Raw genomic sequence first — 13,231 nt, forward strand, 5'->3', positions numbered from 1 at the left:
GTCTGTCGATTTGCGGAAGGGCGTATCGCGTTGCACAAATGGCTTCAAGCGGAGAATAACGCGGCTGCGGATGCAAATCGGTTGAAGATGCTTCCGATCTCCCCACTGGAACCCTTCGAGGAGAGATCGGCGGCTTCGCGTTCTCAACTCATGGGCGAACCGACAATATCGATGCCATTTTCCGCGCAGATCCGCACCAGAGCCTCGATCATCTCGGGCGTCGGCTCCGACAGCGGCGGCAACTCCGGCTTTCCGGCGGGGCGGCTCGCCTGACGCAGCATCGTCTCGAACCCGGGGCCGCGTGTGACGGTCAGAGCGCGCGCACCTTCTGGAGATTCGACCCTGTATGTGTGGGGCAGGCCTTTCGGCGCAATGAGGGTCTCGCCGGTACCAGCGACCCGCTCCTGTCCGTCGATCCGAAAGCGCAGCTGTCCTTCTAGGATATGAAACACCTCGTCCTCGTGTCGATGCACATGCATCGGCGGAGAGTCGCCATGGGGCATACGGTGCTCGACGACACAGATGGCGTCCTCGCCCTCGGCCGACGAGATCCGAACGGCAACCAGTGTGTTGTTGAACCAGAAGAGTTCCTTGCCTGTAATGGTCCCGACGGTCATTGTCATGGTTCTTCCTCCTTTGTTGCCCTCGGACGGGTCGCCGTCGGAGGGATCTGATCAGGTGCATGCCGCCGATGGAAATCCAATGATCGTATGGGGCGGATTGATGCCATGAATTTAAATGCGCTCGACCTCAATCTGGTTAGGGTGCTCGATGCGCTTTTGCGCGAACGAAGCGTGACGCGCGCCGGCGAGCAGATCGGGCTGAGCCAGCCCGCCGTGAGCGCCGCGCTCAATCGCCTGCGTCATGTCCTCAACGACCAGCTGTTCGTGCGGCGCGGCAACGACATGGTGCCGACCCCGCGCGCCGAAAGCCTGACGGAGCCGGTGCGCGCGGCACTGCGCGAGATCGAACGCGCCTTTCATTCGGCGTATTCGTTCGATCCGGCGGAACTTGAGCGAACCTTCACGCTCATGGGGGCGGACTTCTTTTCCATGCTGCTGATGCCGACACTGGCGGTGCGCGTCGCGGCTACCGCGCCGCATGCGTCGTTACGGTTTCTCGACAGCGCGCGCGGCGATGTTTCGCGGCTGCTCCAGGACGATGAAATCGATGTGGCTCTCGAACGTCCGCTGGAGGTCTTGGACTGGGTCTCCAGTGTACCGCTGTTCCATTCGCCCTTCGCAATCATTGCGGCGCAAAACAATGCTGCGATCAGACTGGCGGGGATCGCAGGCGGCGAGCCGATTCCGCTTGAGCTTTTTTGCGAATTGCCGCACGTTCTTCGCTCTATCGACGGATCGATGTCAGGCTCCACCGACGAGGCGCTCCGTAAAATCGGGCGAAGCCGCCGTGTAAGCCTGGCACTGCCTCACTTTCAGGCTGTCGCGTTGGCCGTCGCAAACGGAAACTACCTTTCCGCGGTTCCCAGGCAGTTCGCGGTTTGGGCAGCCAAGACCCTGCCTCTCGCCATCTTCGAGCCGCCACTTCCCATTGCCGTTCCTGAAATCAGGATGTACTGGCACGCACGCCGAGACGACGAGCTCCCTCATCGCTGGATTCGCCTTCAGATCCTGGACGTTGTGGGCGCTCTTGGATTTGTGGAGAGCGCCGCTGGTGAAGTTGCCGCGCCATAGCGGCCAGGCAGTTCACCCGGCCGTGTACCCGCCGTCGATGGCAAAGATCGCGCCGCTGGTCCAGGCGGCCTCGTCGCTGGCGAGATAGATCGCCATGCCGGCGATGTCTGCGGGTCGACCGATGCGGCCCAGCGGATAGCTGCGCTCGACATAGGCTTTCAGCTCCGCCTTCGCCTCGACGGGCAGATTGTCGACGGTCTTGCGCCGCATGGCGGTGTCGACCGTGCCGGGCGCGATGGCATTGACGCGGATGCCGCGCGGGCCGAGTTCGAAGGCTAGCGATTTGGTCAGCGAATTCAGCGCGCCCTTGGACAGGGAATAGAGGCTGGACGGCCGCTTCGGGATCATCTTGTTGGCGAAATAGGACGAGATGTTGATGACGGATGCGCCGGCGCCGAAATACCGCAGCAGCCCCTGGGTGAGGAAGAAGGCAGCCGACACATTGAGCGCGAAGGAGTGCTGGAACTGCGCCTCGCTGACGGTCTCGAACGGCACGAGATAGGCGACACCGGCATTGTTCACGAGAACGTCGAGCGGCCGGGCGGCAGCCTTTACGTGCTCGACCACCGCAGCGACGCCGGGGCTGGCGGCGAGATCGGCCGACACTGTCTCAACGCTGCCGATTGGACCAGAAGCCGTCAGCTTTTCGCGAGCGGCTTCGAGCTTGCCCGCGTCGCGGCCGACGATCAGGATCTCGGCGCCCTCGCGCAGAAACGCCTCGGCGATCGCCAGGCCGATGCCGTCCGAGCCACCGGTGATCACCGCCCGCTTGCCGCGAAGCCTCATCGCTCACCTCACCATGCACTTGTCACCATGCACTTGTCACCATGTACTTGGCATCAAACGGAGGGATCCCACCGCATGTGCGCGACGGGGTCAAGCCATCAGGCTATCGCAAGGTATGAACTTCGGTGGTCGACCGGCCAAGATCCGGCCTTTGCGGCGATCGCGGCAATGTCGTCCGGCCGCTGATCACCTCAACAGCGATCGGGCCGTGGGCACCAGCCGCAACGTCTCGCCCGGTTTTGTGCAAACCGCTTGCATGCTCTGGCCGAGCGCCCGCCACGCCGGCGAAGCGGCGAAGCGATGGCTGGCATCGGCGTCATGGAGGCCGATGACGTCGATGAAGACGTTTTCTCCGGCGCGTACGGGAAGCCGCGGGAAGGTGTTCGCGGCCGGCTCACTCAGCAAGGCGCCGAGCAGGCGGGCGCCGTTTTGGGCAAGCCGAGGGACCATCTCGACCCGGAAGTGCTCGGCAAAGCCGGCCTCGGCGCCCGTCCGCAAATGATGAATCGAAATCTCAACCACACCGGGCAAGCGATTCCGATCGCTTGTGCTTTTGGCCGTGGCGGCCGTTGGCCGGCGCAACCTCGAGAGACCGAAGCCGGCATCCGGCCATGCCGGCCGTAGCAGCAGCACATCGTCGGAATCGATCATCGTCGCATTGGCGGCATCGCGGTGCGCCGCCCATACCGGGCCGTCATAGAACGCGACCAGAGCGTCCTTCCTGGCCTCCATGCTCTCGAAACCGCGCATCCAGACGAACATGTCGGGGCGGTCCAGGTCACGGAATTGGCCGATGATGGTCATCCCCGCGTCCTCCTGGCTTTCGACGAACTCTGTGTCGAAGATCTCGATCAACGTTTCGCGCCGGCCAGGTTTCAACGTGTACTGGCGCAATTCGACGATCGGCGAGGCGCGTGCTGCCGCCGGCTTCGGCGTGGCATTCGGTGTCTGGCTCATCCGCGTTCTCCAAAACAGGGTGATCGTCCTGTTTGACAAAACAGACCGATTGCCCTGTTTTGTCAACATGCTACTGTTCGGCATGTCAGCAGAGATCGAAAACAGGCCGAGACGAGCTCGGGGCAAACGCAGCAACGACCCCGAAGGCATGCGCAGGAAAGTGCTCGATGTCGCCGAAGCCGCGTTTCAGGCACGCGGCTACCATGCTTCCAGCCTTGGCGACCTGATGGCGGCGGCAGGCGTCAGCGGTGGCGCGCTGCATCATCATTTCCCGACCAAGAAGGCGCTGGCGCTGGCCGTCATCGAAGAGCGCGTGGCGGCGGCTGTCGACGAGACGTGGATCGCGCCGGTGCGGCAGGCGGCTACGGCGCGCGAGGGCGTGCGTCAGGTGTTCGAGGCCGTTGCCGCGGAACTGGAACGGCAAGGTTTCGTGCGCGGTTGCCCGCTCAACAATCTGGCGCATGAACTCTCGCTCGCCGATCCCGAATTCCGGATCGCGCTTGCCGGCATCTTTTCGGCATGGCGCCAGGCGATCGCCGACAAGGTCAGCGCCGACCAGCAGGAGGGCAGGGAGCAAGGCACGGATCCCCAGCATTTCGCGGTATTCGCGGTCGCCGCCTATTCCGGCGCCATGTCGATGGCCAAGACGGCGCAGGACGCCGGCCCGCTGCGCGATTGCCTTGCGGCGTTGGAGCGGAGCGTCTCGCAAGCCACATCGTCGCCGGGCGAGCCGGGCGCGAGGCGACGGCGCAGGGTGCTGCGCCGGTTCGGCACGAGTTGAGGCAAGCTACAGGCCGGGCTTTGCGGCCGGATGTCGTGACCAAACTGGACGGACAGACGCCGCTTGTGCTGAAATTCCGCCGATGATGAATCACTGGCCGCCAAAATTGCTTTCACGCCGCAGGTTTCTGATACAGGCCGCCGGTCTCGCCGCGACCGGTGCGCTTTCACATCCGGCACTCGGCCAGACCGGGCAGCGCGTCCAGGCCATCGACGCCACCTTCCTGTTCGTCGCCGATGTCCATGCCTGCCGCATGGCGAGCGGCCTGAGCCCCAATTGCCAGCAGGAAGGCAAGACGGACGCGGCGCTGCTGCGTAACGTCGCGGCGTTGAACGCCATCGGTGACAAGGACTGGCCGGCGCAGATCGACGGCATCGCCACGGGCCTGCGGTCGGCCGGCAGCCGCATCGGCACGCCGCTCGGCCTTGTCGTCGGCGGCGACATCACCGACGACGGCGGCGGCCAGATCACCGAACCCAGCGAGGGCACCCAGCTCCTACAGTTCAGCCAGCGCTATCAGCAAGGCATGGGGCCCGACCGTGTGCATGTTCCGGTTTATGTCGGGCTCGGCAATCATGACCTCGACCAGAATGGCCCGCCGCACCATGTCGACTGGTACCGACGCGAAATGCGCGACTATGTCGAGGTCAATCACCGTGCCGGCGTGTTCTTCAAGCCGCCGGTGCCGGCCACCAGCTACGACGTCGACACCGACTGCTATTCATGGGACTGGGGCGGCCTGCATCTGGTGCAGACCCATCGCTTCGCCGGCGACAGCGGCCATGGCGCCGACAACAGCCTGCCCTGGCTCAAGCAGGATCTGGCGACCTATGCGGCGGACGGCCGCCCGGTCATCGTGTTCCAGCACTATGGTTGGGACGTTTTTTCGACCGAGCGATGGGACCCCGTCAAAAGAGCATTCGACGACGACGGCAAGGGCGCGCCGCATTGGTGGAGCGATGCGGATCGCCAGGCATTGCTGGCGGCCTTGAAAGGCTACAACGTCATTGCTGTCTTCCACGGTCATCAGCACGAGGTGCCGATGATCTATCAGCGCGACGGTCTCGATCTCTTCAAGCCAAAGGCCGCCTATATGGGCGGCTTCGCCCTGGCCCGTGTCACCGGCGACAGCCTGGACGTCGTGCTGGGCGAAGCCAGCGACGATCATGGCGATGTGATTTTCACCAATGCCTTCAGCAAATCGTTGAGGACATGAAAAGGGCCGCTCGACGCGGCCCTTTTCACAATTGTCAAAGCGATTTCTTGACCTTGTCCTTCACGTCGCCATAGGCCTTCTGCACCTTGCCGGTGGCTTTGTCGGCCGTGCCTTCCGCCTGCGTCTGCCTGTCGCCGGTCGCTTTGCCGGCGGCTTGCTTGACCGAGCCCTTTACCTGCTTGGCCACGCCGGCGACCTGATCCTTGTTCACCATTTCGCATCTCCCGGGTTTGGTTCGCCTGAGCAAACGAGCCGGCGCGGTTTCGGTTCCAACGGTGGCTGCCCGTGCCGGCAAAACTGGTGCCTTTCGGTCGCCGGGCCGGCAAGCTAGGGTGCGAGTAACAATTCGAAGGGGGACACATGTCGGAATTCACGCTCCATATCGGCAACAAGTGCTTTTCGTCCTGGTCGCTCAGGCCCTGGGTGGCGATGCGGCACCTGGATATACCGTTCGAAGAAGGGTTCGTGCGGCTGCGCACGCCCGAAACCGCGGCCAACCTGGCGAAAGTGTCGCCGACCGGTCAGGTGCCCGTCTTGAATCACAAGGGCAGGATTGTCTGGGAAACCCTTGCCATCCTTGAATATCTCGCCGACCTGTTTCCGGACAAAAACCTCTGGCCGGCCGATATCGGCGCCCGGGCGCTGGCGCGCGCGGCGGCGACCGAGATGCATTCCGGTTTTCGCGAGGTGCGCTATGGCTGGCCGATGAACCTGCGCCGGCCAAAGGCGCACAAGCCGCTCGATGCCGAAGGCGAGGCGCAGCGGACGCGCATCGAGGCGCTGTGGCGCGAATGCCGGGAGAAGTACGGCAAGGGCGGCCCATTCCTGTTCGGCCATTTCACCGCCGCCGATGCCATGTATGCGCCCGTCGTCACCCGTTTCGACACCTATGGCGGGGATCTGGCGCCCGACACCAGGGCCTATGTCGATGCGGTTCTGGCAACGCCCGCCATGCGCCAATGGTATGCCGAAGCAGCCAGGGAGACATGGCCGGAGCCGGGACCGGACGAATAGGCTAATCGGTGCTGTGCGCAGGCGGCGAAGCCGAGGCAAGGGCCGTGATCGACGGCGATCCCGTGTCGTGTTCGGGGCGTGGTTTCCACCGCGAGATCCTGCTGATCAGCGCGATCCTGTAGGATCTTTGCACCCGATCGCGGTGCTGCTTGCCATCTCGGGAGAACTCATCGCGAACTGGAACAGGGCGTGGAATCCCGCCATGCAGTCGGCGAGGAAACGATCGAAGGCCGCGACGAGACGCGGTTCGAGGGTGACGCTGGCCTTCGACAATCCAAGCAGTCCTTCCTGTTCGGCGTCCCGCAGCAGCCGGCGGACATGTGTCCGCGAGATGCCAAACCGTTTCGCGAGGTCGCTGAAGTCTAGAGGGGCTGGACCCGCGGCGGCCCCGGTCTGCACCAGCTTGATCAACACCATCATCCCGGCATCCCTGTTCATGATGAAGGTGATCGCCGGATTGTTTGCCAGCAGCTTCACCGCGTCTCCAAGACCGGGGCTGCTCGCGCGCCTCACGGCAGTCCTGAATATCGGATCGCGCCGCATCGGCGGTGCGTAGCCGCAGCCAGGAAACATCGCCGCCAGCGGTGAATAATAGACCCTGACCCAATCGAGGTCGTGCGCAACCATCTTTTCGGTGGGCACCAAGAGGCGCACGCGCCTGTCCGCGGCAACTTCATGGCGGGACAGAAAGCCTGTCTCGACGAACCTTGCGACGATCGTCTCGATGTTGCGGCGGCTCGATACGCCATAGGGGGCCATCACCTCCTGCACGAGGGCGATCGTGGGCCAGGTAGAACGGTCGGTCGGGTCGTGCGCGGCATCCAGGACGAGCGTGTTGAAGAACACCGCCGAGCGCTGGGTCGCGGCGAGCAGCCGGCTGAGAAATGGATTGTTTTCGTAAAGGCCGAGCATGCCTTCGATCCAGACGGCGCGTGCCTCGGCGAAGGCCGGATGCGCGAGGATCTCGTCTGGCGAATGAAAGCGAAGCTCTTGCTGGATCATGCGATGCCATCCACGCCGGTTGTTACCAATACGACTGCGCCAAAATGTAGGGCACTCGTCGTCCCCGACGACCCGGCTTTACCCACATAGCCGATCGCGTCAACAACACACGTGCAGGTAGTGGCTCGGATGCGACACCCGCGAGCGCTTCGAAATACACGCAAAAGAGTCCGTTCTCGCGCGAGCCATGCCGATGCATGAATCGAGCCGGCGTTTGAAGTTTTTTGAGTATGCAAAGCCGGGGGCCAAATGAACTGCAAGATCGAAAGGTATGCGCGCCCGACGGTCGCGGTTCGGGACCACCTTCTAATGACCATCGCCTGCGGCGTCGTCATGGCATCGCTGTTCACCGCTTCCGCGCATGCCGACGATGGTGGCAGCGGCGGTCTGATCTTCGGGAACGGCGGCATAGGTGGCGCTAGCGGCAATGACGGGGCAAGCGGCTCCGGCGGCAATGGCGCTGGCGGCGGTACGGTTATCGATGCCGGTGGTGGCGATGGTGGCAATTCCGGCGTGGCAACGAGCGGCGGCGGCGCGGGCGGTGTCGGTTACTCCGGTGCCGCTGGCACGGATGGCACCGGCTTCGGCGGCGGTGGCGGCGGTGCGGCGGGCAGCAGCGCGGGCGGCGCCGGCGGTGCCGGCGACGGTGGCACGCCTGGCGGCCTCGGAGGCACCGCCGGCAGTGCCAACGGTAAGCCGGGATCGAACGGCAACAGCGGCGACGAGACGGCCGGCGGTGGCGGCGGTGGCGGCTTCGACGGCAACGGCGTTGTCGCTGCGGGTAATGGGGGCAATGGCGGCAAGGGCGGCAACCGCTATTCCGACGGCGGCACAGGCGGCGGTGGTGGTGGCGCTGGAGGCGCCGGGCGCGAGTTCGTTGCTCCCGGCAGCACGTTCACGAACGCCGCCCTGTCGGCGGCGGGCGGCATCGGCGGGAATGGCGGCAACGGCGGCGCTGCCTATCCGACCGCCCAGACAGCCACGGGCGGAACCGGCGGCATGGGCGGTAGCGGTGGTGCCGGCCTGTTGTTTTCAGGGGCCGGCGCATCCTTCACCAATCAGGTCGCCGGCAGCGTTACCGGAGCCAGGGGCGGCGCCGGCGGGATTGGCGGACAAGGCGGGCCTACATTCAATACGGGCACAGTGACGGGTATCGGCGGCAATGGCGGCTCCGGCGGCTCCGGCGGCGCCGGCGTCCTGTTCTCGAACGCCAACGCCACGCTGCTCAATGGCGGCGCAATCACCGGCGGGGCCGGAGGGACAGGCGGACAGGCCTCATCCGGCGTTCCGGGCTCTAACGGCGGCAACGTTGTTCTGAAGGCGTTCACCGGCACCGGCGGCACCGGAGGCACCGGAGGCACCGGGGCAATTTTCGCCGGGGGCAGTCTTGGGACCAGCACCGGCAGCATCACGGGTGGTGCGGGAGGCATAGGCGGCGCCGCCACGACACCGAATCTTGGCGGTAAGGGCGGCACCGGCGGCACAGGCGGCACCGGCCTGCAGGTTGCGGCCGGCGTCACCATCGCAATTTCCGGCCAGGTTAGCGGCGGCGTCGGCGGCGCCGGCGGGCGTAGCAACGGCTTCGCTACATCGGTCGGCGGCTCAGGCGGAACGGGCGGCGCCGGCATAGTTGGGCAAGGCGCAGACCTTCGCATCGGCGCCGGCGGCTCGGTCCAGGGCGGCTCCGGTGGCGCGCCCACAACCGGGGGAACGAACGGCGCGGATGGCGGCGGCGGAGTCGCCATCACCGGCGGTTCCTTGGCGATCGTCAACGCCGGCACCATCACCGGCGGTTTTGCCAGAAACGGCGTGACACAGACCAGCGCCATCCAGTTCACCGGTGGCGTCAACAGCCTTACCCTCGCCTCCACATCCGTCATCAGTGGCCGCGTCGTCGCCTTTTCGACTGCCGATACTTTCGCGCTGGGCGGCGACACCGACGGCACGTTCAATGTCTCGGCCATCGGCGCGTCGGCGCAGTATCGCGGCTTCGGCATCTATCAGAAGACCGGCACCGGCACCTGGATGCTCACCGGCACGACGACGGCACTGACACCGTGGACCATCAGCCAGGGCACGCTCTCGATCTCGCAGGACGCCAATCTCGGTGCGATCGCCGGTGGAGTGACCCTCGACGGCGGCACGCTGGTCACGACCGCGAGCTTCGCGACCAATCGCGACATCGTGCTTGGCGCCGGCGGCGGTAGCTTTGCGCCGGGCGCGAACACCACGCTTACCGTCGAGAGCGTCATCTCCGGCAATGGTGCGTTGACGATGCTGGGGCCGGGCACGCTCACGCTGTCGGGTGCAAACACCTACACGGGCCTTACGACGATAAGTGCCGGCACGCTTGCGCTCGCGGCCAGTGGACGCATTGTCGGCGGTGTCGACAACGCCGCGACTTTCACCAGCGCTGGGGCCGTCTCCGGCGGCTTTGCCAACAGCGGCACGGTCACCGCGACCGCCGGCTCGATCGACGGCGTGATCGCCAACAACGCCGGCATCTTCAATGTCACCGGAGCGGTTACCGGCAATTCGACCTTCGTCAACGCCAGTGGCGCGACACTCGCGATCGGCACGGCCGGCAACTACACGCTGCAGGGCAACCTTTCCAACTCGGGTTCGCTCACCGTGGCAGGAGGTGGAGAGCTGACCGCGACCGCTGCCGGCATCGCCAACGCGGCGACCGGATCGATCGAGGTGGCAGCCGGTGGCACGCTCTCGGGACTTGTCGTCAACAGCGGTACGCTGACCAATGCCGGCGCGCTGAAGGACGGGCTGATCAACAATGCCGGCGTGGCCATCAACAACGGCGGCATCGCGGGGCTGACCACGCTCAATGGCGGGACGCTGAGCGGCACCGGCAGCGCCGCCGATATCAACGTCACCGGCGGCACGTTCGCGCCTGGCGATGGCACGCCTGGCTCGTCGATGACAGTGTCGGGATCGCTGACCATGGCTGCCGCGGCGACATACCGCGTCGATCTCGATCCGCAGACGGCTTCGGCGGCCAATGTCGGCGGCGCTGCCGCGCTCGGCGGGGCAACGGTTGACGCGGTCTACGCCAACGGCGGTTACATCGAGCGCCGCTACGTCATCCTGACCGCCGATGGCGGCGTGACCGGCACTTTCGGCACCTTGAGCGATGCAAACCTGCCGCGGAACTTTTCTGCTTCGCTCGGCTACGACGCCAACCACGCCTATCTCGATCTCAGTCTGGCCTTCGCGCCAGGCGGCCTCAATCAGAACCAGCAGGCTGTCGCCGACACGCTGACTGGCTATTTCAACATCAACGGCGGCATTCCGGCCGCTTTCGGCACACTCTCGCCCGCCGGGTTGACCGAAGTCTCGGGCGAGCTCGCCACCCGCACGCAGCAGACGACTTTCAACGCCATGGATCTGTTCCTGTCGCTGCTCACCGACCCGGCCATTGCTGGTCGTGGCGGGCTGTCGGCCACGGGCATGGAGGCCGGCGACGTGCCTGCGCTAGCCTATGTCGACGAGGCGGCGGGCCCGTCCGCGCAGGCTTTCGCGGCGGCGTCATTGGAGCCGCGTTGGAGCATGTGGACGGCCGGCTTCGGTGGATCGCAGGCCAGCGACGGCGATACGGCGCTTGGCTCCAACGCTGCTCATGGCAATATCCACGGAGCTGCCTTCGGAGGCGACTACTGGCTGTCGCCGGATACGGTCGCCGGCTTTGCGTTGGCCGGCGGCGGCACCAGCTTCAGCGTCGACAATGGCGGCTCTGGCCGCTCGGACCTGTTCCAGGCCGGTGCCTTCTTCCGCCACAATGCCGGGCCGGCCTACATCACCGCTGCGCTGGCCTATGGCTGGCAGGATATCACCACCGACCGCACCATCGGAGGCGACCGGCTGCGGGCGCGCTTCGATGCCAACGCCTTCTCAGGCCGGCTGGAAGGCGGCTATCGCATGCCGACACCGTGGATCGGGCTCAGCCCCTATGCGGCCGGCCAGTTCACCAGCTTCGACATGCCGGCTTACAGCGAGCAGGCAATTGCCGGCGCCGACACTTTCGGGCTTGGCTACAATGCGAAGAAGATCACCGCGACGCGCGGCGAAATCGGACTGCGCGCCGACAAATCCTGGCAGCTCGACGGCCCTATCTTGACGCTGCGTGGTCGTGCCGCCTGGGCTCACAATTTGGATCCGGATCGCAGCGTCTCCGCCACTTTCCAGACTTTGCCCGGAACCTTGTTTACGGTCGGCGGCGCTGCCGAGGCGCGCGATGCGGCGCTGACCAGCTTGTCGGCCGAGATGAGCTGGCACAACGGCCTTTCCCTTGCGGCGACCTTCGAAGGCGAGTTCTCCGACACCACGCGCAGCTACGCCGGCAAGGGCGTGCTGCGCTACAACTGGTGAGAGATCATCTTGTGGCGAACGGGCGGGTTTGAATGAATGGGATCCGCTGCCCTTTGCAGCAAAATTTGACATCGTGCCAAAATGCCTCTACAAGCAAATCATCGATATTTGTTTGACTGACTTTTGTTATTCGCGCTTTTGAGCGCGCCTTTGACGAACTTCCCACATCAAAAATCGGGACAGACGGCGTTGTGCATCCGCATGACGGCGAACGAATATTTGCCATGGAAAGGGTTCGTCATGAGCACCGGCACGGTTAAGTGGTTCAACGCCACCAAAGGTTTTGGTTTTATTCAGCCTGACGACGGCTCCGCCGACGTTTTCGTCCACATCTCGGCCGTGGAACGCGCCGGCATGCGCGACATCGTCGAGGGCCAGAAGCTCGGCTACGAGATGGTCCGCGACAACAAGTCGGGCAAGATGTCGGCCGACCAGTTGAAGGCGGCCTGAAGAAAGAATTCAGCCGTCCCGGTGACCACGGATGTACTGGCACCGGTGAACGGCGAATTCGGGCGCATGGCCGCGGGAACCTGAGTTTCCAAGGCCTTTGCCCATGAGGAGCCTGCTTGTGCGTCCATCTGGATGCGCGGCGCTCCAGGGAAGGTCAGGCGGTGCCTGGCCTTTTTCATTTTACGCTTGTTGCCGCCGAAAATGCGCTGCGCATCGGGCTGAACGTGCTAAGGGACGCTGCAGCATTGCCTTGTGCATGGTTCTGACCGAAGACCCGGTGTCCCCCTATCGGTGCCAGGCTCCTGACAGGAGAAAGATTTTGACCGCCCATTCGAAGACAGCCGTCGATCCGGCCGTGTCGCTGTTCAGCAAGACGCAGACCCAGTCGATGTCGCTTAACCGTATTATCTCCGAGCGCGACGCCGTCAGCCAGGCGCGGGAAGCCAAGACCGCGCGCCTGCGCGAACTGCGGCTGGAGAAGGAGGCCGACGACATGGCCGCCGCCGCCGCGCTCGCGGCGCTGCCAAAACGAGCCGGAAAACGCTGATGGCCACCAAGCGCGTACCGCCAACGCCGATCGCGGCCGATGCGACCATCGCCGACATGGTCGAGACCCTGGACAAGCCGGTCGAATATGTCCGGCGCGTGCTGGAGAAACTCGAGCGCTGCAAGCGCGCCCATGGCGATGCCCAGGTGCGCGTCGGCGTGCGCGGCCGCGCCGAAGCCCCGAACTACCTGATCGAATATGTCCGCGAGGACAAAAAGACCCAGGAGCGGGTGACCTACCAGGACGCCGCCTACAGCGGCAGCACCCATCGTGAGCTGGCACCGCATCACATCGCGGAAGCGAGGAACTGGTCGCCCGAGGAGATGAACATCACGGCGGTTTCGGCCCTGATCGGCCGCTTGCGCAATCCACGCGCGCCGTCGCGTTCCGACAACGAGGACTGA

The 13,231-nt window shown here is 64.9% G+C and carries 13 protein-coding genes; 8 read left to right on the plus strand and 5 right to left on the minus strand.

From position 1 onward, the window contains the following. Positions 1-143 precede the first annotated feature (143 nt). Positions 144-623 (minus strand): cupin domain-containing protein, encoded by a 480-nt coding sequence (locus LB564_RS22845; RefSeq protein WP_224541141.1) that lies wholly within the window; start codon positions 621-623, stop codon positions 144-146. A 105-nt stretch (positions 624-728) separates the two neighbouring features. Here LB564_RS22845 and LB564_RS22850 point away from each other — a divergent pair, with 105 nt between their 5' ends. After that, positions 729-1,694 carry a LysR family transcriptional regulator gene (locus tag LB564_RS22850; RefSeq protein WP_224541143.1) on the plus strand — a complete coding sequence of 322 codons (966 nt, stop codon included), beginning with the start codon at positions 729-731 and terminating at the stop codon, positions 1,692-1,694. 12 nt (positions 1,695-1,706) lie between these two features. Here LB564_RS22850 and LB564_RS22855 read toward each other — a convergent pair whose 3' ends face one another. Beyond that, complete coding sequence (locus LB564_RS22855) at positions 1,707-2,480, minus strand: SDR family NAD(P)-dependent oxidoreductase (RefSeq protein ID WP_224541145.1); 774 nt, start codon at positions 2,478-2,480, stop codon at positions 1,707-1,709. Between the two features lie 186 nt (positions 2,481-2,666). After that, entirely contained in the window at positions 2,667-3,572 is a 906-nt protein-coding gene (locus tag LB564_RS22860) for an NIPSNAP family protein (RefSeq protein ID WP_318012840.1), read from the minus strand. A gap of 13 nt (positions 3,573-3,585) precedes the next feature. On the opposite strand from LB564_RS22860, the gene LB564_RS22865 reads away from it, so the two are divergent. Both LB564_RS22865 and LB564_RS22870 read left to right on the plus strand, forming a co-directional pair. Beyond that, positions 3,586-4,218 carry a TetR/AcrR family transcriptional regulator gene (locus LB564_RS22865; RefSeq protein ID WP_224541148.1) on the plus strand — a complete coding sequence of 211 codons (633 nt, stop codon included), beginning with the start codon at positions 3,586-3,588 and terminating at the stop codon, positions 4,216-4,218. An 82-nt stretch (positions 4,219-4,300) separates the two neighbouring features. Further along, the gene (locus LB564_RS22870; RefSeq protein ID WP_224541150.1) at positions 4,301-5,434 is read left to right on the plus strand and encodes a metallophosphoesterase; all 1,134 of its coding nucleotides are present in this window, start codon (positions 4,301-4,303) and stop codon (positions 5,432-5,434) included. Between the two features lie 34 nt (positions 5,435-5,468). Here LB564_RS22870 and LB564_RS22875 read toward each other — a convergent pair whose 3' ends face one another. Then, the gene (locus LB564_RS22875) at positions 5,469-5,648 is read right to left on the minus strand and encodes a CsbD family protein (protein ID WP_140707182.1); all 180 of its coding nucleotides are present in this window, start codon (positions 5,646-5,648) and stop codon (positions 5,469-5,471) included. Between the two features lie 146 nt (positions 5,649-5,794). Here LB564_RS22875 and LB564_RS22880 point away from each other — a divergent pair, with 146 nt between their 5' ends. Further along, positions 5,795-6,448: a glutathione S-transferase family protein gene (locus LB564_RS22880; RefSeq protein ID WP_140707179.1), complete on the plus strand. Its 654-nt coding sequence runs from the start codon at positions 5,795-5,797 to the stop codon at positions 6,446-6,448. 105 nt (positions 6,449-6,553) lie between these two features. On the opposite strand, the gene LB564_RS22885 is transcribed toward LB564_RS22880, so the two are convergent. Further along, a complete protein-coding gene (locus LB564_RS22885; protein ID WP_224541152.1) occupies positions 6,554-7,450 on the minus strand; it encodes a helix-turn-helix domain-containing protein in 897 nt (298 codons plus the stop codon). Positions 7,451-7,759: 309 nt separating this feature from the next. On the opposite strand from LB564_RS22885, the gene LB564_RS31530 reads away from it, so the two are divergent. The 4 genes from LB564_RS31530 to LB564_RS22905 all read left to right on the plus strand — a co-directional run bounded on the left by LB564_RS31530 (position 7,760) and on the right by LB564_RS22905 (position 13,231). After that, on the plus strand, positions 7,760-11,830 hold the full coding sequence (locus LB564_RS31530; protein WP_263491504.1) for an autotransporter domain-containing protein: 4,071 nt from the start codon (positions 7,760-7,762) through the stop codon (positions 11,828-11,830). Between the two features lie 240 nt (positions 11,831-12,070). Beyond that, entirely contained in the window at positions 12,071-12,280 is a 210-nt protein-coding gene (locus LB564_RS22895) for a cold-shock protein (RefSeq protein ID WP_010915421.1), read from the plus strand. A 319-nt stretch (positions 12,281-12,599) separates the two neighbouring features. After that, positions 12,600-12,827, plus strand: coding sequence for a hypothetical protein (locus LB564_RS22900; RefSeq protein ID WP_224541154.1), 228 nt, complete (start codon positions 12,600-12,602; stop codon positions 12,825-12,827). Further along, a complete protein-coding gene (locus tag LB564_RS22905) occupies positions 12,827-13,231 on the plus strand; it encodes a hypothetical protein (RefSeq protein WP_140707173.1) in 405 nt (134 codons plus the stop codon). The genes LB564_RS22900 and LB564_RS22905 overlap by 1 nt, the downstream gene beginning before the upstream one ends.

Source organism: Mesorhizobium sp. ES1-6 (assembly GCF_020164775.1).
Classification (GTDB): Bacteria; Pseudomonadota; Alphaproteobacteria; order Rhizobiales; family Rhizobiaceae; genus Mesorhizobium.